Raw genomic sequence first — 21,480 nt, forward strand, 5'->3', positions numbered from 1 at the left:
GGAATTTCCGATGAACAAACCTGTCGTCGCGGCTATCGCGGCCTTGACCTTGGCGACCCTGGTCGAGGCGCAGGAACGCAAGTCCCTCGCCCCCAAGGCCATGCAAGCCGTCGCCCCGGGCCTTGCCGGCTACACCGACGACGTCCTGTTCGGGGACGTCTGGGTGAGCCCGGCGCTCAGCCCGCGCGATCGCAGCCTGGTGACCGTGTCGGTGCTGATCGCCACCGGCAAGACCGCCCAACTCACCGGCCACCTGGGCCGCGCGCTCGACAACGGCGTCAAGCCTGGCGAGATCGCCGGGGCCGTCACCCAGTTGGCCTTCTATACCGGCTGGCCCAATGCGGTGTCATCGCTGGAGGTGATCGAGAAGGTGTTCACCGATCGGGGCGTCGACATGGCCGCCCTGCGCGCCCCGGTGACGGCGGGCCTGCCTCTCCCCGCTTCTGACGCCGCCAGAGCCCGGACGGTGACGACGACCATCGGGCCGGCGGCGCCCAAGCTGGCGGCGCTGACCAACGATGTGGTCTTCGCCGATCTTTGGCGGCGGCCCGATCTTGCCCAGCGCGACCGCAGCCTGGTGACCATGGCCGCGCTGGCCGCCAACGGCGATGAGGTGGGCCTGGCCTTCCATATTGGCCTTGGCCTGCAGAATGGCCTCACGCGCGTGGAGGTCGGCGAGGCGCTGACGCACCTGGCGTTCTATGCAGGCTGGCCCAAGGCGACCGCTGCGGTCGCCGTCGCCGACAAGGTGTTCAAGGATCTGGACGCCGCGCAGGCGCCTGCAGCGGCCGATGGCCTCACGATCACCGCCCCCGGGCAGAAACCCGTCCAGGGGCCCACCGCGACCTTCACGGGCGCGGTCACCGTGACCTCGCCGTTCAAGGGAACCGGTCAGGCCCGTCTTGGCGGCGCCACCGTCACCTTCCAGCCGGGCGCTCGCTCCAACTGGCATAGCCATCCGCTCGGCCAACTGCTGGTCGTCACAGCCGGCGAAGGCCTGGTCCAGGTTGAGGGTGGGCCAGTACGCCGGATGAAGGCCGGCGACGCGGTCTGGACCGCGCCCGGCGTCAAGCACTGGCACGGAGCCGCACCAACCAGAGCCATGACCCATGTCGCCGTGGCCGAGGCCCAAGACGGCACAAGCGTGACCTGGCTCGGCCCGGTGAGTGAAGCCGAATACCGCGCGCCATCTCAATAAGCGCCGCGTTTCCATCGACCCGCGCGGCGTCGATGTCGTCCGCTAGGCCTTACCGCGCGCGCCGCCAACCCAGGCCATGATCGCAACGTACTGCTCGCCGTCGATAGAGTAGGTCATCGGCGCGGCCATCAGACTGGAGCCCACTTCGATGCTCGCCAGCGCCTTACCGTTGGTCGCGTCAAACACCTTCAGCTCGCCAGTGCCGCGTCCTTGGAAAACGAGGTTGCTTGCCGTCGACATTACGCCGACAGCAACTCGCCGGTCGGTCGATCACGGCAACGTCGCCACGGCAGGCGGGTGCCTGGCCTCCCAGTATCTTGCCGCCTGGATCAGCGCGCGCGGCGCGGGCCGCGCCGAGGCGGAAGCTTCGATCCACTACGTCGCGCCGGTCGGTGAGAAGGCCGCCTACGTGAAGAACACCCTGGCGGTCATCTCGCCCTTCCTGACGGAAGGGCGGTCGGCAGCGGCCTAGCCGCCAGCGCCGGTCCCTGTCTCGCGCCCCGAGCCTGCGGCGCGCGCGAACCCGCCTCCAGGCCCGGCCGCCCATCCGCTGGCTCAACGCGCTTCAGCGTACCGGCGCTTGATCAGCAGCGCCATCGGCACGGTGAAGAAGAAGTGGGACATGAAGCCGCCGATCACCACGACGGGATCCAGGTAGTCGGGGTGATCATCGCCCACGACGGCGATGGCGACGTGCATGACGATCCAGGCCACCACGGCATAAGCCAGGGCCAGCAACGTCGCCTCGACGCCGCGCCGGCGGAAATAGGGCCAGATCAACGCGAACCCGACGCCCCAGGCGGCGGAGAACGCAAAGTGGATGCCGGTCCCCAGGACATACGCCAAGGCTCCAAGGCTGGCTTGAACGGGCTTGCCGAACACCAGGCCGACGGCGTTGGCCGGAATGCCCTTCAGGGACAGGAGGTGCTGCATCCCGACCCAGACGACCGCCTCGTAGATCCAGATCACCAAACCGCCGGCGAGCCCCGCCAGCGCGCCGATCCGAACCGCCGCGCCTGTTGAAACGTCACTCAAGATCGTACTCCGAAAAAGGGCGGCGGGCCGGCGGGCCCGCCGCATCCGCCTAGAACGAGGCGACAACCGTTGCGCCGACATAGCGATCGAAGTCGCGTGGCAGCGACTGGGCCACCGCCCCCGCGCCGCCGACCGAACCGGAGATCCGGCGCAGGCCATCGACGTAGTGGGTGTTGCCCAGGTTCTTGACGAAGACCGTCACGCGGTAGCGGTCCTCGGGCTCGCGCACCGTGATGCTGGCGTTGGCCACGCCGTAGGCCGGCCGCCACCACACCGAGCTTGGCTTGTTGGCGTCGGCCAGGTTGCTGAACAGGGTCCTGGCGGCGTGGGTGTAGTTGGCGCTGAGGGACACCTTCCACTCACCGATCGCGGTGTCATACGAGCCGGCGAAGCCGTACTTGTTCTTGGGCGCGTTGAGCGGGGTGCCGCCCTTCACGTTGGTGACCGCGTCGACGAAGAGATCGCCAAACTTGTTGTCGGCGAACAGGAAGTTGCCCGACAGCGTCAGACCCTCGAACGGCCGCAAGGTGAAATCGCCCTCGACCCCCGAGGTGTAGAGCTTGCCCGCCGAGCGCAGAACCGGCGCGCCCGAGCCGTCCAGGCCAGCCGACGAGGTCTGGAAGCCGGTGAACAGGGTGTCGTAATAGGTCACGTTCACTTCGACCTTTCGGTCCAGGAAGCGCGCCTTGACGCCGCCTTCCCACGAGCGTGACTTTTCAGGGGCGACGGGCGAGGCGTCATAGCCGGCCTGGGTCACATAGATGTCGGCGTCGACCGCCTGCCCCTTGTAGCCCTTGGCCCAGGAGCCGAAGACCAGGATGTCGGGCGTGAACTCGTACTTGGCGATCAGCTTGCCGATGCTGGCCGTGTCGCTGAACTCCCGGTTCACGTCGAAGACCGGGGTGCCGAAGTTCGCGCCCGGCCGAGCCGGATTGGCCGCGCCGATATGGTCGCCGTTCGGGCCGGTGACCTTCTGGTGACGCCACTTGAGCATCTCGCCCAGGTAGCGGAAGCCAGCGGTCAGGGTCAGCTTGTCGACCGGGCGATAGTTCAGGTTGCCGAAGACGGCCTTGTTGGTGGTGTGGACCCGCGTGCGCATGTCGGCCAGCACGTAGGCGGTGTCGCGATTGACCACGTAGGTCGTCGGGCTGGTGAAGGTGACGTTGCCGGCAATGTTGGAGCGCACGCCCGCGATGGTCAGGTCGCGCCGGATGATCCCATCGTAGAAGTAGGCGCCGACGAGGTAGTCGACCTTCTCACCGACGGGCGAGGTCAGGCGGATTTCCTGGGAGAAGGTGCCGTTCTGCTCCAGGCTGTTGCTTTCGCCGATCTTGCCGTTGCGGGTGGCGAAGCTGGCGTCGTTGATCATCAGGGCGTCCAGGCGCGCCAGGGCGTCGGCAGCGCTGATCCCGGGGACGGTGGCGTTGAACAATTGCTGGGGCGTGACGCCCGTGAAGTTGGCGTTGGTGCCGTCGCGGTCGCGGATGGCGAAGTCGCTGTAGTGGCGGTAAGCGGTCAGCGAGGTCAGGGTGAACTCGCCGACGTCGAACTCGCTCTGCAGCGAGATCCCCTCATTCTTCTGCTTGCCCTCCTGGGGCGTGTCGAAGTTCACGTAGCGATTGTCCGGACCGACCGGGGTCTTGGTGAAGGCGGCCGTGACGTTGCCGGACGCGGCAGCCACCCGGATCGGCTCGCCGCAGCAGTCGGCGTCGCGCCGGGTGATATCCCCGGAGAGCAGGAACCGCACGCTGTCGGCCGGCCGCCAGTCGAGCTTGCCGCGGAAGCCGTAGCCCTCGACATTGTTGACGGTCTTGCCATCGGCGACGTTGATCACCTTGCCGTCGCGCTTGCTGTAGTAGCCGTAGGCTCGGATCGCCAGTTGGTCGCTCAGCGGCCCGGTGAACATCAGGCTGGCCTTGCGCTCGTTGTCCTCGGCGACGGTGAGCTCGGCGCGACGTTCCCAGTGATCACGGTTGGGGTTCTTGGTGACGATGACGACGGCGCCAGCCGAGGCGTTCTTGCCCTGCAGCGTGCCCTGCGGCCCGCTCAGCACCTCGACGCGCTCCAGATCGGTCAGGCCATCGAAGGCTGCGCCCGGCCGGGTGTAGACCACGCCGTCGACGATCACCGCCACGCTTGGCTCGGCGGCGACCGAAAACGCCTCAGTGCCGATGCCGCGGATCGAGAAGTTGAAGAGGCGCGCCTCGTCGGCGGCCTGGAAGTTCAGGGTTGGCGCGAACTGCGGGAAGTCCTTGGCGTCGTTGATCTGGTGCTTCTCCATCACCGCAGCAGTCACAACGCTGACGCTCGCCGGTACGTCGTGAAGCTTTTCCTCGCGCTTGTTGGCGGTGACGATCACATCGTCGAGCAGGATGGGTTCGCTGGTCTGCGTGCTGGCCTGGGCATGGGCCAAGACCGGCATGAATGTCGTGAACACGGTAGCGCAAAGAAGCGCGCGCAGTCCGCCCTGGCGGAGAGCTGCCATTGGTATCCCCCTAATCGGTTGCGGCTTGTTTCGCCGCTGCAACGCGACCATGGGGGACGCTTGGAGGACCGGCGTTATTCCTTTTTCGGACGAGGTATCACCAATCGTGTGAGCTCCCAGCGCCAGCTGGGTTTAGCGAGCAGCCGCCGCTCGTCGACGCCCTTGCGCATCACGGAATGCGATATATCTATAAATTCGATATAACGAAATAGGCTCGAATTAACATGGATACGCCCTCCCCTGCCGACCGGTGGACGCTTCGTCGGGTGCGCCACGACCTGCGCCGGCGCCACTGCACGGTCGAGCATGTTCTCCCGATGTCACCCGGCATGCTCCGGTTGGTGTTCCGGTCGCAGGAGCTGGCGGACTTCCCCGAGCCAAAGCCCCGATGATCACATCAAGCTGATGCTCCCCGGCCCCAACGGCACGGTGATTATGCGGGACTACACGCCCCGCGCCTTCGACCGGGAGACCGGGTGCCTGACGATCGATTTTGCGATCCATGACGCCGGGCCCGCCACGGCCTGGGCAGTCGCCGCCAAGGTCGGCGACGAACTCGTCATCGGCGGTCCTCGAGGGTCCTCTATCCTTCCCGAAGCGGTCGATTGGCTGGTGCTAATCGGTGACGAAACCGCGCTGCCGGCCATCGGACGACGCATCGAGGAAGCGCCAGACGGCCAGGAAATCCACAGCCTGGTGATCGTGGAAAGCCAGGCTGACACCCAGGCTTTCGAGACGCGGGCTCGCTGGACGGGCGCGTGGCTGGATCGCGAGAGCGGCCAGGGCGATGATGCACAGGCGCTGATCGCCCGGCTGCCGGAGGTGCTGCCGGCGTCCGGCGAAGGCTTCATTTGGATCGCGGCGGAGGCCCAGGTCGCCAGGGCCTTGCGGGCCCACCTGATCGACACGGCCGGCATCGACGCGCGCCGCATCAAGGCGGCTGGCTACTGGGTGCGTGGCGGCGAAGGCGTTCATGAGCCAATCGGCTGATCCAGACGCAAAAAGACCCGGCGCAAGCGCCGGGTCCAGTCTGCCGAGGACACGTTAGGACGTCCTCGCGGGAGTGTTCGCTCGACCTAGTAGCGGACGCCGATGCGCACGCCGTACATCCGCGGTTCGCTCACCGCGATGGACGCCGAGTTGGGCAGGGCCGCAGAGTAGTTCCCGGGCGAATTGATCATCTGAAGATCGTTCTCGATGTTCTTGACGAAACCCGTCAGCGAGAAGCGACCATCGGGATCTGCATAGGTCACGGTCGCGTCCGAGCGAGTGAACGACTTCTGCTTGAACTGGATCGCGTCGACGAACGAGCTGGTCAGGTAGCCGGAGCTGTACTTGGTCGACACACGGGCGGTAATCGAGCCGCCGTTCTCTAACTCGAAAACGTGGGCGTAGGCGCCGGTCAGGGCCGCCTTCGGCGTCTTGTCGAGGCGGTAGCCGGACCAGTCGATGTTCTGGAACAGGCCGGCATTCAGGCTGGTGTACTCCGAGTGCAGGAACGTCGCCGCCACATCGATCGAGTCGTTCGGGGTCGGCTTGTACTTCGTCTCGATCTCAAGGCCATAGATCTTCACCGGCACGGAGCGGGTGTAGATGACCATGTTGCCCGAAATATTGACCAGGCTTGAGACCTGCGACTTGGAGTAATCGTAGTAGAAGCCCGTCGTGTTGATCTGCAGGTTGCCGAGCGGGCGTCCTTTGTAGCCGACCTCGTAGGCGGTTAGCGATTCAGGGTCGTAGGTCCCCACGCCGCCGGTCGTCGGGTCGAAGTCGTTAAAGCCGCCGGCCTTGTAACCGGTCGCGAGCGAAGCGAAGACCATCTGACCAGGCGCGACTTGGTAGTCGGCCGCGAAGCGGTAAGTGGTCTTTTTGGCCTTCTGGTAGCCGTTGTTCGGGCCGCCGATGCAGTCCTGCGGCGCCACGCAGACCCCACCTTGCGCGTTAGGCCAGGGACCAGGACCAGCGGCGAACGTGCCGTGGCGGTCGACCTCGTCCGAGGAGCGGCGAACGCCCGCGGTCAGGTTGAAGCGATCGTTGACGTGGAACGTGCCTTGGGCGAAGGCCCCCTTGGACGTGTGAACCGTGTTGTTGACAGGATCGATGCCGTTCCGGCTCCCGGCCAACGTGGCGTTCGTCACCGGCGCGGACCAGTTGTGGTCGCTCTCGTTGATGTCTTCCTTGGTGTAGTTGACGCCAGCGACCCAATCGAGGTGCCCGGACTCGGCGTTCGAGATGCGCGCCTCGTGGGACGTCGTCGCCACGTCACCACGATACTGGCGCCAGGCGTAGGTGCCCACAGCGGGAGGCGGGCCTTGATAGTTGCCCAGCGGATCGTTGGTCGAAGACGACCGATCGTCAGCCGAGAACAGGTGGCGCGCGCCGGTGTAGTTGAAGGCGATGCCGTTCAGCGCGGTCTTGAAGTCGACGTTGTAGTTGTGGAAGTCCTCGTTGGTCTTCCCGCCGAACGGGTTCCCGTAAACCTTGCGGGCGTCCGCGCCAGACTTCGTCAGGTAGTTGTTGTAGAGCACAGCGCCGGCACCGACCCCGCGCACGCTGCCGAACGTCGTCGAGACCAGCAGGCTGGTGTCCTCGCTGAACGTGGCCAGCGCCGCGATGCGAGCCGAGACGTCGTCCTGGTCGTTGCGGGCGGCCGAGCCATCGGCGGGATAGACATAGCCATCACGCTTGTTGGTGTTGACAGCGGCTCTAACGGCGAACTTCTCGCCCAGGGGGAGGTTCACCACAGCGTCGGCGCGACGCGTGTTGAAGTTGCCGAATTCGACGTTGGCGTTGGCCTCGAAGGTGTTCTTGGGCTTGTTGGTGATGATGTTCAGCGCGCCGCCGGTGCTGCTCTTGCCATAAAGCGTACCTTGCGGGCCGCGCAGGACCTCGACGCGCTCGACGTCGAAGAAGGACAGGCCCTGGATCGTCGGGCGGCCGATTGCGACGCCATCGACGTTGAAGGAGATGCCCTGCTCGCCTTTGCTGGTAGTGTCGGTGGTGGTGACGCCGCGGATGTTGACGTTCACGCCAAAGCCGTCGCGGCCGATGTTCACTGACGGAGCCAGGTTCTGCAGGTCCGAGACGCTGACGACGCCCTGTGCCTTGAGGGTCTCGCCGGTGTAGGCGGTCAGCGCGATTGGCGTCTTGGACGCCAGCTCGGTCTTCTTCTGTGCGGTGACGACAACTTCTTCGATCGTGGGGGCCGTGTCGGCCTTGTCCTGAGCAAAGGCGTGCGAGGCGAATGCGACCGGCGCGAGGGCCGTGGTCAGTAGGGTCAACTTCAGGGCCAGGTGTCGTGTCAAGATTCCCTCCTTGCGTCATGCGAAACAACGCGGCCTCTCATGAGGCGCCGCCCGCTGGGACGGCGGTCTTGGACCGCTTGCAAAGCTCTCGATGAGCTCTCGTCTCAGCTAGCAGGGGGGAGGATCGGACACGGTATAGATAAAAACCGGGACGTATAACCTAACGTGATCTCGGCTCTGGCGAACTACTTGCGCGCCACCGAATAGGTGATCTGGGCATTGCGCGTGGCCAGGAACTCGTCGACGGACATGCCCTTCATCGCCGCGTAGATATGCGGGTTAGGTACGCCGACGACAGCGCCCAACTTCTCAAGCACGAAGAAGATCGCGCCGTAGTGGATGAGGCCGCGCCAGTCGCGGGCGCGGATCAAGCCGCGCTCCTCTTCGCTCAGGGCCGCGGCCTCGAACTCGGCCTCTGGATCGGCCAGGAAGCGCTCACGCGCGGCCGGCTCGACCAGACCCTGCAGGAAGCGGTTGATGCGGTAGGTCTTGGCGCTGGTTTCAAGGGTGAAGGGGTAGGTCCCTTCCAACGCCTCGGCGCCCTGGAGCTGGCGGGTGGCTTCCTTGCGCACCTCGGCGATCTCGCGCTCGCCGGTGCCGTCCCCCTCGTCCTCGTAAAGCACAGTGGCGATCGCCGTCATCGACGGAAGGTAATAGGTCCGATGCAGACAGGCGATGTCGTTGGACAGCGCCCCACGCATGATCAGCCACATGATCACCTCGGCGCTCTCGAAGCCGCCCAGCCGCGCATAGTCGGCGTGGGTCAGGTCGGCCAGCCGCTCGGGCTCCTTGGCCAGCAGGTCGAGGAATTCCTCGTCCCAGACTGTGTTGTTGAAGCCTGCGCGCTCGCCATGGACCTGGTGGGAGAGACCGCCTGTGGCGACAACCACCACCCGCGCGTCCTCCGGCCAGGAGTCGATGGCCCGGCGCAGCGCCTGGCCCAGGCGCAGGCATCGCCACGCAGATGGGGCCGGAAACTGCAGCACGCCGCATTGCAGCGGCACGATCGGGATCGGCCAGGTCTCGCCGGGCGGGGTCAGGAGCGACAGCGGCGACAGGCAGCCATGGTCCAGCGCCTTGTGCTGGAATACCGACAGGTCGAAGTCCTGGGCCATGATCGCCCGGGTCAGCCAGCGCGCCAGAGGTGCGTGGCCCGGAACGGGCGGCAGGTCGCGGGGACCGCCGCCCTCGTCGGCGACCTCGTAGGCTTCCCCCACCCCCAGCGCGAAGGCGGAGTAGTGGTCGAAGGAGAACGAGGTGACGTGATCGTTGTAGATCATCACCAGCGCGTCCGGCTTCTTCTCCTCCAACCAGGTTTTCAGAGGTTCGAAGGCCTCGAAGATCGGAGCCCAGACCGGATCCTTTTCAAGGTTGCGGTCGCGGGCGTAGCCGATGGTCGGGGTGTGAGAGACGCCGATCGCGCCGATGAGCTTTGCCATGGATGATCCTCAGTGCTTCGCCGGCTTGCAGGTGAGGCCCGCGCCGTCGACCTCGCAGTCGTTGTGGAAGCGCGGCGTCAGCAGGCTGGCGGCGTAGGCGTCGCGCGAGGCCGATTCGCTCGCGGGCGTCTTGGCCACGAAGCTCTCCGGGGCGTCAGGTGAGCCGGCGCCCTTGTAGCTGGCCACCTGCGGATAGGCGAAGACCGGACGCAGGCGGGTCGGGGTGAGCGGCGGCAGGTCGCCCATGGGCGGACCGCCACGGCCGGCGCCCGGAGGCCCCATCATGCCGCCGGGGGGACCCATGCCCGCTGGCGGCGGGCCCATGGCGTGACCGCCGTCCTCGCCCGGAGGCGGCCCGAAGTCGGGCACATCGACCTTGCCGGCGAGGATTTGGCTCGGCGCCTGGCCGGCCTCGACCCAGGCCATCAGCGGGGTGATCACGTCGAACTGGCTGAGGCCATCACCGCCAAAGCAGTGATAGAGGCCCGGGAACAGGAACAGACGCAGCATCTTGTCGGCTTCGCCCTGGCCCATCTCCTTCACCACGGCGTTGCGATAGGCGATCGTACCCAGCGGTGAGATGTGCGGGTCCGACCAGCCGTGCCACATGATCAGCTTGCCGCCCTTGGCCGAGAAGGCGCGCAGGTCGGTTTCTGTGGCGTCGTAGAGCTGGTGTGCCCAGGCTTGGCTCTGGAACTGCTCGGCCGTGAACTTGAAGTCCGCGCCAAGGCTGTAGCTGGCGGCCGGGTTCGTCTCCGACAGCAGGAACTTCACGGGCTGCTCGGCCATGTTGTAGCTGTTGGGACCCTGATCGGCCGAACGCGGCACGAAGACGCCCGTCCACGACAGCTCTGATCCGACCTGCGGCTGGCCCAGCGTGAAGTAGCGGCCGTTGGCGTCGGTGGGACCCGCATAGAGCTTGCGCGCGGTGGCGACCTCGGCGGCCGTCAGGCAATTGTCGGTGGCTTGGCCATCCTTGCACTGAGCGACGACGGGATCGAAGCGGCAGGCCCGCGGATCGTCGATCTGGCCGTCCTTGAGGCCGTCGACGCCGTCGCACGAGGCCAGGGCCGCGGCGTGCAGGATCGGCAGGCGCGAGGCGATCAGCACCGACTTGCCGTCGGGGCCGGTGTTCGAGGCCGCCTGCCAGGCATGGTAGAAGCTGTTCTGAACGGTGAAGTACATGGCCGGAGCGCCAGCGGCGATGCCTTGGAAGTCACCTGGGAAACGCTGCGCCTCGACCAGGGCTTCGCGACCGCCGTCCGAGCAGCCCGAGAAGTAGGAGAACTTCGGCCCCTGGCCGTAGAACTTGGCGATCAGGGCTTTGGAGGCCACGGCGGTCAGGTGGACCCCGCGATAGGCGAAGTCGACCCGCGCTTGCGGATCGGTCCCAAAGGCGCCGTCGCCCATGGCGGCCATGCCGCCCTTGCCTTGGTGACCCATGTCGGTCGACGCCAGGGCGATCTGGCCGTTCTGGACCGGGATGCAGCCGTCGGCGTGCTCGGTGCGGATGTTGAGAACGCCGCAGAGACCGCCGCAACCCACCTGCAGGTAGCGCTGGGTCCAGCCCTTGGTCGGCAAGCGCAGCTCAAAGCGGATCTGCGGGGCGATCACGCCTTGGACGGCGCAGAAGACCTTGTCGCCGCTGCCCGACACCTTGGCCGAGGTGATGGTCGTCTTGCCGCCGACCTCGGCGCTGACGTCCGCATCGACCAGGGCCTCGCACTCGACCGCCGGCTTGATCGGCGCGAGCGCCGCAAGACCGGTCGACGATGGCGGCTGGGCCGCCGCACAACCGGCGAACGCCAGCAGGCCGATGGCCGCGAACGCTTTGAGGGCGCCTACTAGGTTTCCACGCGAGTGATCCATTGACGCCACTGGGTCCTCCGGCCCGTTATCCGTTGCGAACCTTGCCGTTACCAAGCCTCTCCGTCCCGCGACGTATAACAAAACAGGAGGGGCTATAACGGACAGGCTAGGCGCACACCGCATCGGCGCTGGGGTCGAGCAGTTGGTTATACCTCGTTCCCAAAAAGCATACGTGGCGCAGGCGCGCCGATGCTAGCCAAGGCGGGTTCGCCACGGCGAGCCCGGCGCGATCGAGCCTCTGGCCCGGCGCGCCAAGGTCATAAGTTTCGGGAGGCGCCGGGTATGAGGGTTCTGGTCCTTGCCCCTCCCTCGTCGACGCGGCGCGCCCCGGGGATCTTGGGCCAACGCCTGCGCACGCAGGAGCATTGCCGTTGAATAAGGTCGTCCAAAATCCGCCGCGCGCCGATAAGGCCGCCGTCGAAGGCCTCGCCGCGTTCGGCGTGGCGACGGTGCACGAGGCCCAAGAACGCATCGGCTTGATCTCGCCGAAGCTTCGACCGATCTGGGCCGGCGCCCATGTCGCCGGGACCGCCGTAACCGTCTCGATCCCCCCTTCCGACAACTGGATGATCCACGTCGCCGTCGAGCAGTGCCAGCCTGGCGACATCCTCGTGGTCGCACCGACCTCGGCTTGCGACACGGGCTATTTCGGCGACCTGCTGGCCACGTCGCTGATGGCGCGCGGCGTCAAGGGCCTGGTGATCGACGCCGGCGTGCGCGACGTCGCCGTTCTCAAGGAGATGGGCTTTCCCGTCTGGTCGAGCGCCATTTCCGCCCAAGGCACGGTCAAGGCGACGCTGGGCAGCGTCAATATTCCCATCGTCTGTGGCGGCGCGCTTGTTCGCCCCGGCGATGTGATCATCGCCGACGACGACGGCGTGGTCGTGGTCGAGCGATTGAACGCGGCGAGCGTCCTGGCCGCCTCGGACAAGCGTGAGGCCATGGAGGTCGACAAGCGCGCCACCTTGGCGTCCGGCGTCCTGGGGCTGGACCTGTACAAGATGCGCGAACCGCTCAAGGCGGCGGGCCTGGTCTATGTCGACTATGCCGACGAGACCGGCGCCTGAGCATGCAGACCGCAATCCCCTGCCTGATCCTGCGCGGCGGCACCTCCAAGGGCCTCTACTTCCACAGCCGGGACCTGCCGGCCGATCCGGCGCTGCGCGACCGCGTGCTCCTGGCCGCCATGGGCTCGCCGGACGATCGCCAGATCGACGGCCTGGGGGGGGCGGACTCGCTGACCAGCAAGGTGGCGATCCTGTCGCCGCCGTCGCGGCCTGACGCCGACATCGACTATCTCTTCCTGCAGGTGTCGGTGGCGCAAGCCCTGGTGTCCGATCGCCAGAACTGCGGAAACATCCTGGCGGGGGTCGGCCCCTACGCGCTGGAGACCGGTCTGCTCGCCGCGGGCGATGGCCATACCGAAGTGCGGATCTTCATGCGCAATACCGATGGCCTGGCCACGGCCCGCATCGAGACGCCGGGCGGACGGGTCAACTATGCCGGCGACTGCCGCATCGACGGCGTCCCGGGCTCGGCCGCACCGATCCCGATCACGTTCGCCGACGTCGCCGGGTCGTCGTGCGGCGCCCTGCTGCCCACCGGCAACGTCGTCGACATGATCGAGGGCGTCGAAGTGACCTGCATCGACAACGGCATGCCGGTGGTCGTGGTCCGGGGCGCTGACCTGGGCGTGCGTGGCGACGAGACGCCCGCCGATCTTGAGGCCAACGCGGCGCTGCGCGCCAAGGTCGAGGCCATCCGGCTTGGGGCGGGCCGGCGCATGAACCTTGGCGACGTCACCGCCGCCACCGTACCTAAGGTCACGCTCGTCTCGCCGCCGGTCGCGGGCGGCGCCCTATCGACCCGCAGCTTCATCCCCCACACCGTGCACAAGGCCATCGGGGTGTTCGGCGCGGTCAGCGTCGCGACCGCGGCCTGCCTGCCTGGCTCGGTCGCCGCCTCGGTAGCGGACTTGCCCGATCGCCAAGGCGACATCACGGTCACCGTCGAGCATCCCACCGGTGAGTTCACCGCGTTGCTCAGCCTGTCGCCGCAAGGTGAGGTGGTGTCGGCCGCCCTGTTACGAACGGCGCGACTGCTGATGACGGGTTCGGTGTTCGTGCCGGCGGCCATCTGGGACGGACAAGCATGAGCCCGCGCCTTTCGTTGATCGGCTATGGCGAGGTCGGCCAGACCCTGCGCACCGACCTGGTCGCGGCGGGCTTCGCCGACGTCCTGGTGCATGATCGGCTGTTTGCCGATCCGGCCTCCGCGCCATCCCGCGCGGCCGCCAACGCTGCAGCCAAGGTCGTCGACGACCTGGCGGCAGCGTGCGAGGGCCGCGACCTGGTGATCAGCGCCGTCACCGCCTCCGAGGCGCTGAACGTCGCGCGCGGAGCCGCTCCCTATCTTGGCGGAGCCTTCTTTCTGGACCTCAACTCCGTCTCGCCCCAGACCCGACAGGCCGAGGCCCAGGCGCTCGCCGACGGCGCGGCCCGCTATGTCGAGGGCGCGGTGATGGCCCCGATCGCTCCCAAGCGGCTGAAGACCCCGATCCTGCTGGGCGGACCAGCGGCCAACGACATCGCCCCGATGCTCGCGACCCTCGGCTTTGCCGCCTCGCCGTCCAGCTCTGAGATCGGCCGGGCCTCGGCGGTGAAGCTGTCGCGGAGCATCTTCGTCAAGGGGCTGGAGGCCGTCGTCACCGAGAGCCTGGCCAGCGCGCGCCACTACGGCGTCGAGGACGAGGTGCTGGCCTCGCTCAGCAACACGATCCCCCATCCCGACTGGCCCGTGCTCGCGCGCTACCTGCTGTCGCGGCCGCTGGTCCATGGCAAGCGCCGCAGCGAGGAGATGGTCGAAGCAGCCAAGATGCTGCTGGGCGCGGGTTTGCAGGCGCCAATGACCTGCGCGATGGTCGAGGTCCATGCTCGCCAGGGCGCCCTGGGGCTGGCTTCGGCGGCCGAGGGTCCTGACGACCTGAAGGCCTTGCTGGACGCCATCGCCGCACGTCTGGACGGGCCTGCCGAGCGGAAGGACGACTAGTGCAACGCTATCTGCAACAGCGCCTGAAGTTTCGGCACTTGCGAGTGATCGACGCGATCGTCACCCATGAGAGCATCCTGCAAGCGGCCAAGGCGCTCGGCCTCTCCCAGCCGGCCCTGACCAAGAACCTGCAGGAAGTCGAGGAGATCGTCGGCGCCCGGCTGTTCGACCGTCACGCGCGCGGCGCCGACCCGACGCCCTTCGGCCTGACCGTGGCCGCCTCGGCCCGTCGCCTGCTCTCGGAGATCGGCCGGCTCGAGGACGAACTGGACGCGATCGAGGGCGGCGATGGCGGTCCCGTGGTGGTCGGCGCCTTGCCCGTCGCGGCCGCCGGCGTCCTGCCCGGCGCCCTGGCGCGCCTGAAGATCGCCCGGCCCGACATTGAGGTACGTGTCACCCAGGGCCGCACCGAGGAACTGATCTCGCTGCTGACCCTGCGCGAGATCGACCTGATCATCGGCCAGCTCTACCCCATGCCCCAGGACGATGGCCTGGTGCGCACGCCTTTCTATTCCGAGCCGATCTCGGTGCTGGCGCGCCACGACCATCCGATCTTTACGCAAGGCCTCGATACCCGGCTGGTCCTGGCGGACTACTCGCTGGTGTTGCCGACCGTCTCCCAGCGCGTCGGCCGCGAGATCGACGGCCTGCTGGCCGAGATGGGCATCGCGCCGCGCCAGCCGCTGCGATCCAGCTCTCCGGCGATGATCCGCGAGATCCTCTACGCCACAGACAGCGTCGCCGTGATGCCGCACATGATGCTGGCCGGCGACCTTCTGCGCGGCGCCATGCGGCTCCTGCCGCTGGAGACCGCCGCCAGGTCACGCCCGGCCGGCCTGATCCGCCGCGGCGACACGTCTCTCCTGCGCAACGCCCAGGCCTTCGTCGACGCCGCTCGCGGCTATGTCGGCGAGATCGAGGACCGGCTGGCGCGCACCAACGACGCCTGAACGGCGCACTCACGACAAAGTCCAAGGGGCGAGGAAAATCGCGATGGAAACGCGCATTAACCCGACGCCGTCCGCCACGAGCGGCCGGTACCGGTGGGTGGTCGTCTGGCTGCTGTTCGCGGCGATGGTCATCAACTATGTCGACCGACAGACGCTGGGCCTGCTGAAGGCGGACCTGTCGAAGGAATTCGGCTGGAACGAGACGCACTACGCCGATCTGGTCTTCTACTTTCAGCTCGCCTACGCCGTGGCCTACCTGGCCTGGGGCAAGATCATGGACAGGATCGGGGCTCGCTGGGGCTTCGGCATCGCCTTCCTGATCTGGCAGATCGCCCACATCGCCCACGCCGGGGCGCGGGGCCTGTCTGGGTTCGTCCTGGTGCGCATGGGCCTGGGCGTCGGCGAGGCTGGCGGCTTCCCGGGCGGCATCAAGGCCGTGGCCGAGTGGTTCCCCAAGAAGGAACGCGCCTTCGCCACGGGCCTGTTCAACGCCGGCACCAATATCGGCGCCATCGTCACGCCATTGGTCGTGCCGGGCATCGTGCTGGCCTTCGGCTGGCAGATGGCTTTCATCGTCACGGGCGTGGCGGGCCTAGTCTGGCTGCCGATCTGGCTGCTGGTCTATCGCCGCCCGCGCGAGGCCAAGGGCCTTTCGGGCGCGGAGCTGGCCTATATCGAGCAGGATCCTGCTGACCCCGCCGAGAAGATCGGCTGGGCCAAGCTCCTGACCAAGCGCGAGACCTGGGGCTACGCCCTGGGCAAGTTCCTGATCGACCCGATTTGGTGGATGTTCCTGTTCTGGCTGCCCGACTTCCTGGGCAAGCGCTATGGTCTGGATCTCAAGTCCTTCGGTCCGCCGTTGATCGCCATCTACCTGATGAGCGACGTCGGCAGCGTCGCCGGCGGCTGGATGTCCTCGACCCTGCTAAAGCGCGGGGCAAGCCTCAACACCGCGCGCAAGCTGACCATGCTGGTCTGCGCCCTTCTGGCCATGCCGGTGGTCTTCGCCGCCAAGGCCGACAGCGTCTGGGTCGCCGTGCTGATCATCGGCGTCGCCACCGCCGCCCACCAGGGCTTCTCGGCCAATCTCTACACCCTGCCCTCGGACGTCTTCCCGCGCGCCGCCGTCGGCTCGGTGGTCGGCATCGGAGGGATGGTCGGCGCCTTTGGCGGCATGGTGTTCTCCAAGTACATCGGCCAGGTGCTCGAGCAGATCGGCAGCTACACCCCGATCTTCATCGTCGCCGGCAGCGCCTACCTCATCGCGCTGCTGGTCGTGCACCTTCTCTCACCCAAGCTCGAACCGGCCCGGCTCTAGGCCAAGAGGAAATGGTCGTGCGCTTGGCGTCCGTGCTCGCCAACCACCGGCGCCCTTGCCGCGAAGATCCAGGCTATGGGACGGGGGGTGAGACCCCGCCAGGCCGCCTTCGCCCATGAAAAGGGCGGCCGCCGCGATTGCGGCGAGCGCCCCCGGAGGCCTTGGACGACTGGGAAGGCTATCGTCCCTGGGCTTTGAGGATCTCGTCCAGGCGCGGATAGACACGGCGGGCATTGCCTTCGAACACCTTGCGCTTGTCGGCGTCGGGGATCGGCAAGGCGTCTACATAGCGCTTGGTGTCGTCGAAGAAGTTGCCCGTCTCCGGGTCGATGCCGCGAACGGCGCCGACCATTTCCGAGCCGAACAGGATGTTGTCGACGTCGATGACCTTGAACAGCAGCTCGATGCCCGGCTGGTGGTAGACACAGGTGTCGAAGAAGACGTTCTTCATCACGTGGTCGCGAAGGGCGGGCTTCTTGAGCATGTCCGCCAGGCCTCGATAGCGGCCCCAGTGATAGGGCACGGCGCCGCCGCCGTGCGGGATGATGAACCGCAGGTCCGGGAAATCCTTGAAGAGGTCGCCTTCCAAGAACTGCATGAACGCCGTGGTGTCGGCATTGATGTAGTGAGCGCCGGTGGCGTGGAAATTGTGGTTGCAGCTGCCCGAGACGTGGATCATCGCCGGCACATCCAGCTCGACCATCTTCTCGAAGAAGGGGTACCAAGCCCGGTCGGTCAGCGGGGCGCTGGTCCAATGACCGCCGGACGGATCGGGGTTGAGATTGCAGCCGACGAAGCCCAGTTCGGACACGCAGCGTTCCAGCTCACCGATCGAGTGCTCGATTGAAACGCCGGGAGATTGGGGCAACTGGCACACCCCGATGAAGGTCTCGGGATAAAGGTCGACGACGCGCTTGATCAGATCGTTGCAGCGGTGGGTCCAAGCTTGGCTGACAGCCTCGTCGCCGACGTGGTGGGCCATGGTCGAGGCCCGCGGCGAGAAGATCGTCATATCGGCGCCGCGCTCGCGGAGCAGGCGCAGCTGGTTCTGCTCGATGGTCTCGCGAATCTCGTCGTCGGAGATGTCGGGATACGCCGGATCAACATCGCCGCCGAACTTGAAAGCGCTGGTCTGCGCTTGGCGCCAGGCGTCGTGCGCGGCCGGCGCGGTCGTGTAGTGGCCGTGGCAGTCGATGATCACAGAAGCACCTTCCGGCATGAAATGTTTGGGGTCTTTCGAACCGGCGCCCGTGTCGAGCAGGCCCGCCCCATTATCGACCTAACAAACCTCCGCCACGGGCCGGTATAAGAAAACCGGGAGCCCTATAACCGGGTTAGGCCCTCGGCGAGGCCATGGTCAGAGCGTGCGCCCCAGGCCCGCGAGCGACGCGCCGACGACGAGCGGGCGCCCGCAACTACCGTAATAGGAAACCCAACGAGCGACCAAAGATCAGCTGGTCTGACTGCCTGGCAGGCCAGCGCCAATAACTGCCGCTGGGGTCGCGCCAGGATGTGACGCTCGGCGTTTGATAGAGGCGGCTACTCGATCGTTGGCGCGCAGCGCGCCCGGGCCCGGAGCGCCGACATTGAAATGAGGCCATGACCGCCATCGCCGGGCCCTGAGCAGCATCCACGAAAAAGAAGAGGCCGGCGCATAAAGCGCCAGCCTCGGAGGAGGAGGTCAGATTCTGGCGGAATGAAAGGACCGCCATGCCGGTTAGAACCGGGCGGTCACGCTGGCGTAGACCACCCGGCCCTCGACGTCATAGGTCGCCGAGAACGTGTTGTTGGAGGGCGCCGACGAGCCGACGATCGGCGGATTCTTATCGAACAGGTTGCGCACCCCGGCGGTGACCGAGATGTCCTTGGTCACGTCATAGGCGCCGGTCAGGTCGAAGTAGCTCTGGGCCTTGATCACCGGGTTGGTCAGCGTCGCCTTGTCGGGGAACGCTGCGCCGAGGCGCTTGGGCAGCAGGTAGGTGTCGACCGTCACTTCGCCGATGTAGCGGTGGCGCAGGCTGAGCGTCGCCGGACCCGAGCGCCAGGTGATGCGCGTCGTGCCCTTCCATTCCGGGATCGGCTGGCCGCAGGTCGGGCCGAACGCGCCGACGCAGTAGTTCTTGGTCGCCGGCAGCGCCTGGACCGGCGTCGCGGTGAACTCGTCCGTGTAGGTGAAGTTCGTGCCGATATCGAAGCGGCTCTCGCCGAACGGACCCCAGGCCAGGTTGAAGCGGTAGCTGGCGTCGAAGTCGACGCCCGAGGTCTTCAGGCCGCCGGTATTGCCGTTGGTGGTGGTGACATAGCCCGGCGCGGCGATCTGGCCGGTCAAGGGGTCGCGGGTGATCGCCTTGCAGAACACGCTATTGGCGTCCTGAACGGTGTTGTAGCAGAGGCTCAGGGTGTTCGCGATGCCACCGCCCAGGGGCGCGATGGCGCCGTCCAGGTTGATCTTGAAGTAGTCGACGCTGAGCGCCAGACCCGGCACGAAGCGCGGCTGTAGCACCAGGCCGAAGGTCGTGGTGTCCGACTCTTCGGGACCGACGTTCGGGTTGCCGCCCGAGACCTGGTTGATGAAGGTGTTGGGCTGCACCGACAGGGTGAAGACCGAAGCCGTCGGCACGCCGGTGGCCACGCAGATCGCCCGCACCGCCGCCGTCTGCTGGGCCGTCGGCTGACGGCTCGAGCAGGGATCGACCGCCGAGGGGCCGCTGGTGGTGTTGCCGCCGAACAGTTCGCCTACGTTCGGCGCGCGGATGGCGTGCTGGAACTGGCCGCGCACGGTAATGTCGGAGATCGGCGCGTACTCGCCGCCCACCGAATAGGTCCAGACGCCGCCGACACCGGCCAGGTCGTAGTCGGAATAGCGGAAGGCGCCGTTGACGCTGGCGCGCTCGCCCAGGGCCGAGTCCTTCAGCAGCGGCACGCGGACTTCGCCATAGACTTCTTTCACCGACTCCGAGCCCTTGGTCGGCAGGGCGGCGTTGAAGCCGGAGACGTCGCCGGAGGCCAGGAAGCTGTCCGGGACGAACCGCGCCGAGGCCTTGCGGTATTCGGCGCCGGTGCTGAAGTCGATCGGACCGGCCCAGGTGTCGAACAGCTCGCCGGCCAGGCTGGCGGCCAGGACCTGCTGCGAGGATTCCGTGTAGTTGGTCGACGACACCGCGATCGAGCTAGCGCCCTGCGGCGCCAGGTTGGCGCCGAAGATGTTGAGCACCGGCGCCGCGCCGCTGACCGACAGCAGGCCCGCCTGGAACTTGCTGAGAGAGGCCGCGCCGCTGGAGATGCTGGTATCGGTGGTGCGGGTGTAGCTGTAATAGGCGTCGTACTTCAGGTTCCGCAGGAAGCCTTCCGAGGCGCTGCCCAGGTCGCCGCGCATGCCGATGGCCGTCCGGTAGGCCGAGCGGTCGGCGGTGTTCAGGCGGTTGCCGACGTCGGGCAGGCGGCGGTTGACGTTCAGGACGGCCAGGCCGTCGCCCGCCGTGGTCGTCAGCGACGACGTGCCGTTGGTCACCCGCACCGTGCCGGTCTCGGCCAGGTCGAGCTGGCGCAGGACTTCCTGCAATTGGGGCGTCAGATAGGGATTGTTGGTGTTGAGCAGGAAGTTGCCGCCGATGCCGCTGGGCGGCAGCTGCATGGAGACGCGGTTGTTGCTGTAGTGGGCCTCGGCATAGCCCGTCATGTGCGCATTGAAGTCGTAGTGACCGGCCAAGTTGGCCATCCAGCGGCGCTGGGGAATGACCAGATAGGCGGCCGGGCCCAGATCGTAGTCGTCGCCGGGCGTAACGGCCGGCCGGGCGACCTTGCCCGCATTGTCGAAGGTGAAGCCGCGCGAGCCCATGCCGCCGAGGCCGGCCGCGGCGAGCGCGGCCGTAAGGCCGGCGCTCGAGGGCGATCCGACGGTGACGAAGCGGCCGTTGGGAATGGTGCCGCTGCCGCCGAAGATCAGGCCCGGCCGCCCTCCCGCCGACACGCAGTTCTGGCCGGCCGGAATGGCCTGCGGCGTGCCCGGACGCGTGGCGCTCCAAGTGCCGGCCGTGACGCAGCCGTCGGCCATGCTGGGCGTGGCCCAGCCGCCGCGGTCGCCGCGCGTGTAGCCGCCGCGATCCAGATAGTTCAGGGCCACGACGACATTGCCGCGATCGTCAGCGAAGTTCGTGCCGAAGGTCAGGTCGGCCGTGTAGGTCTTGGTCTCGGTGTGGGTGTCCTGGCGGGCCTGACCGGTCAGTTCGACGCCCTGGAAATCGTCCTTCATGATGAAGTTGACGACGCCGGTGATCGCATCCGAGCCGTAGACCGCCGACGAACCGCCGGTAACGGTCTCGACGCGTTTGATCAGCGCCGCCGGGATCGTGTTGATGTCGGTCGTCTGGTCCGGCCCGGTGATCGTGAAGCGCCGGCCATTGACCAGCACCAGGTTACGCTGGGCGCCAAAGCCGCGAAGGTTCAGCGTCGCCGTTCCGCCCGGCACGGTGTTGGCGGTCGGGCCGTTGTTCTGAGATCCCAGGAACTGTGGCGTGTCGTTGAGCAGCGTCTCGACGTTCTGCGTGCCCGACAGACCGATCTCTTCCGAGCCGATCACCGTGACCGGTGTCGGGGCTCGAAATCCGCGGGCCGCCAGGCGCGAACCGGTCACCACCACTTGGGTGACGGTGTCGCTATCGGCCGACGGCGAAGCTTGGGTTTGAGCTTGTGCCAGCGCTGGCACAAGCATGGCTGCCGCCAGCGCGATGGCCGTTTCACAGCTCATGAACAGGCGTTGCTTGTGAGTGTTCTTCATAGTCCCCTCCCGAAGGTACCGCTATCATTTGCGGTCGTTATGGTAACGGTACCTCA

The 21,480-nt window shown here is 66.9% G+C and carries 16 protein-coding genes; 8 read left to right on the plus strand and 8 right to left on the minus strand.

Features of this window, described 5'->3' with window-relative positions; all coding sequences use genetic code 11:
* Positions 1-10: 10 nt before the first annotated feature.
* On the plus strand, positions 11-1,198 hold the full coding sequence (locus AC1RR5_RS15660) for a (R)-mandelonitrile lyase (protein WP_492922710.1): 1,188 nt from the start codon (positions 11-13) through the stop codon (positions 1,196-1,198).
* A gap of 42 nt (positions 1,199-1,240) precedes the next feature.
* Here AC1RR5_RS15660 and AC1RR5_RS15665 read toward each other — a convergent pair whose 3' ends face one another.
* Positions 1,241-1,438, minus strand: a complete 198-nt coding sequence (locus AC1RR5_RS15665; RefSeq protein ID WP_492922712.1) for a hypothetical protein — start codon at positions 1,436-1,438, stop codon at positions 1,241-1,243.
* Here AC1RR5_RS15665 and AC1RR5_RS15670 point away from each other — a divergent pair.
* A complete protein-coding gene (locus tag AC1RR5_RS15670; RefSeq protein ID WP_492922714.1) occupies positions 1,422-1,670 on the plus strand; it encodes a hypothetical protein in 249 nt (82 codons plus the stop codon). The genes AC1RR5_RS15665 and AC1RR5_RS15670 overlap by 17 nt on opposite strands.
* 83 nt (positions 1,671-1,753) lie before the next feature.
* On the opposite strand, the gene AC1RR5_RS15675 is transcribed toward AC1RR5_RS15670, so the two are convergent.
* Both AC1RR5_RS15675 and AC1RR5_RS15680 read right to left on the minus strand, forming a co-directional pair.
* Entirely contained in the window at positions 1,754-2,233 is a 480-nt protein-coding gene (locus AC1RR5_RS15675; RefSeq protein WP_492922716.1) for a hypothetical protein, read from the minus strand.
* A gap of 49 nt (positions 2,234-2,282) precedes the next feature.
* Positions 2,283-4,670 carry a TonB-dependent receptor gene (locus AC1RR5_RS15680; protein ID WP_492922718.1) on the minus strand — a complete coding sequence of 796 codons (2,388 nt, stop codon included), beginning with the start codon at positions 4,668-4,670 and terminating at the stop codon, positions 2,283-2,285.
* A gap of 453 nt (positions 4,671-5,123) precedes the next feature.
* Here AC1RR5_RS15680 and AC1RR5_RS15685 point away from each other — a divergent pair, with 453 nt between their 5' ends.
* Positions 5,124-5,708, plus strand: a complete 585-nt coding sequence (locus AC1RR5_RS15685; protein WP_492922720.1) for a siderophore-interacting protein — start codon at positions 5,124-5,126, stop codon at positions 5,706-5,708.
* A gap of 86 nt (positions 5,709-5,794) precedes the next feature.
* Here the strand turns inward: AC1RR5_RS15685 and AC1RR5_RS15690 are convergent, their stop codons facing one another.
* The 3 genes from AC1RR5_RS15690 to AC1RR5_RS15700 all read right to left on the minus strand — a co-directional run bounded on the left by AC1RR5_RS15690 (position 5,795) and on the right by AC1RR5_RS15700 (position 11,331).
* Positions 5,795-8,023, minus strand: coding sequence for a TonB-dependent receptor (locus AC1RR5_RS15690; protein WP_492922722.1), 2,229 nt, complete (start codon positions 8,021-8,023; stop codon positions 5,795-5,797).
* A 185-nt stretch (positions 8,024-8,208) separates the two neighbouring features.
* The gene (locus AC1RR5_RS15695; RefSeq protein ID WP_492922724.1) at positions 8,209-9,462 is read right to left on the minus strand and encodes a gallate dioxygenase; all 1,254 of its coding nucleotides are present in this window, start codon (positions 9,460-9,462) and stop codon (positions 8,209-8,211) included.
* A 9-nt stretch (positions 9,463-9,471) separates the two neighbouring features.
* Positions 9,472-11,331: a tannase/feruloyl esterase family alpha/beta hydrolase gene (locus AC1RR5_RS15700; RefSeq protein ID WP_492922726.1), complete on the minus strand. Its 1,860-nt coding sequence runs from the start codon at positions 11,329-11,331 to the stop codon at positions 9,472-9,474.
* 371 nt (positions 11,332-11,702) lie between these two features.
* Between AC1RR5_RS15700 and AC1RR5_RS15705 the strand changes: the two genes are divergently transcribed.
* Genes AC1RR5_RS15705 through AC1RR5_RS15725 form a run of 5 tightly spaced genes read left to right on the plus strand, consistent with a single transcriptional unit; the run spans position 11,703 to position 16,647 of the window.
* The gene (locus tag AC1RR5_RS15705; protein ID WP_492922728.1) at positions 11,703-12,398 is read left to right on the plus strand and encodes a 4-carboxy-4-hydroxy-2-oxoadipate aldolase/oxaloacetate decarboxylase; all 696 of its coding nucleotides are present in this window, start codon (positions 11,703-11,705) and stop codon (positions 12,396-12,398) included.
* A gap of 2 nt (positions 12,399-12,400) precedes the next feature.
* A complete protein-coding gene (locus AC1RR5_RS15710) occupies positions 12,401-13,486 on the plus strand; it encodes a 4-oxalomesaconate tautomerase (RefSeq protein ID WP_492922730.1) in 1,086 nt (361 codons plus the stop codon).
* Entirely contained in the window at positions 13,483-14,379 is an 897-nt protein-coding gene (locus tag AC1RR5_RS15715) for an NAD(P)-dependent oxidoreductase (RefSeq protein ID WP_492922732.1), read from the plus strand. Before AC1RR5_RS15710 ends, AC1RR5_RS15715 begins: the two co-directional genes overlap by 4 nt.
* Positions 14,379-15,329 (plus strand): LysR substrate-binding domain-containing protein, encoded by a 951-nt coding sequence (locus AC1RR5_RS15720; RefSeq protein WP_492922734.1) that lies wholly within the window; start codon positions 14,379-14,381, stop codon positions 15,327-15,329. Before AC1RR5_RS15715 ends, AC1RR5_RS15720 begins: the two co-directional genes overlap by 1 nt.
* A gap of 43 nt (positions 15,330-15,372) precedes the next feature.
* A complete protein-coding gene (locus tag AC1RR5_RS15725; RefSeq protein WP_492922736.1) occupies positions 15,373-16,647 on the plus strand; it encodes an MFS transporter in 1,275 nt (424 codons plus the stop codon).
* 178 nt (positions 16,648-16,825) lie between these two features.
* Here AC1RR5_RS15725 and AC1RR5_RS15730 read toward each other — a convergent pair whose 3' ends face one another.
* Both AC1RR5_RS15730 and AC1RR5_RS15735 read right to left on the minus strand, forming a co-directional pair.
* Positions 16,826-17,848 carry an amidohydrolase family protein gene (locus AC1RR5_RS15730; RefSeq protein ID WP_492922738.1) on the minus strand — a complete coding sequence of 341 codons (1,023 nt, stop codon included), beginning with the start codon at positions 17,846-17,848 and terminating at the stop codon, positions 16,826-16,828.
* A gap of 516 nt (positions 17,849-18,364) precedes the next feature.
* Positions 18,365-21,424, minus strand: a complete 3,060-nt coding sequence (locus tag AC1RR5_RS15735) for a TonB-dependent receptor domain-containing protein (protein WP_492922740.1) — start codon at positions 21,422-21,424, stop codon at positions 18,365-18,367.
* Positions 21,425-21,480: the final 56 nt, after the last annotated feature.

It is taken from the genome of Caulobacter sp. GW821-FHT11E11 (assembly GCF_058808315.1).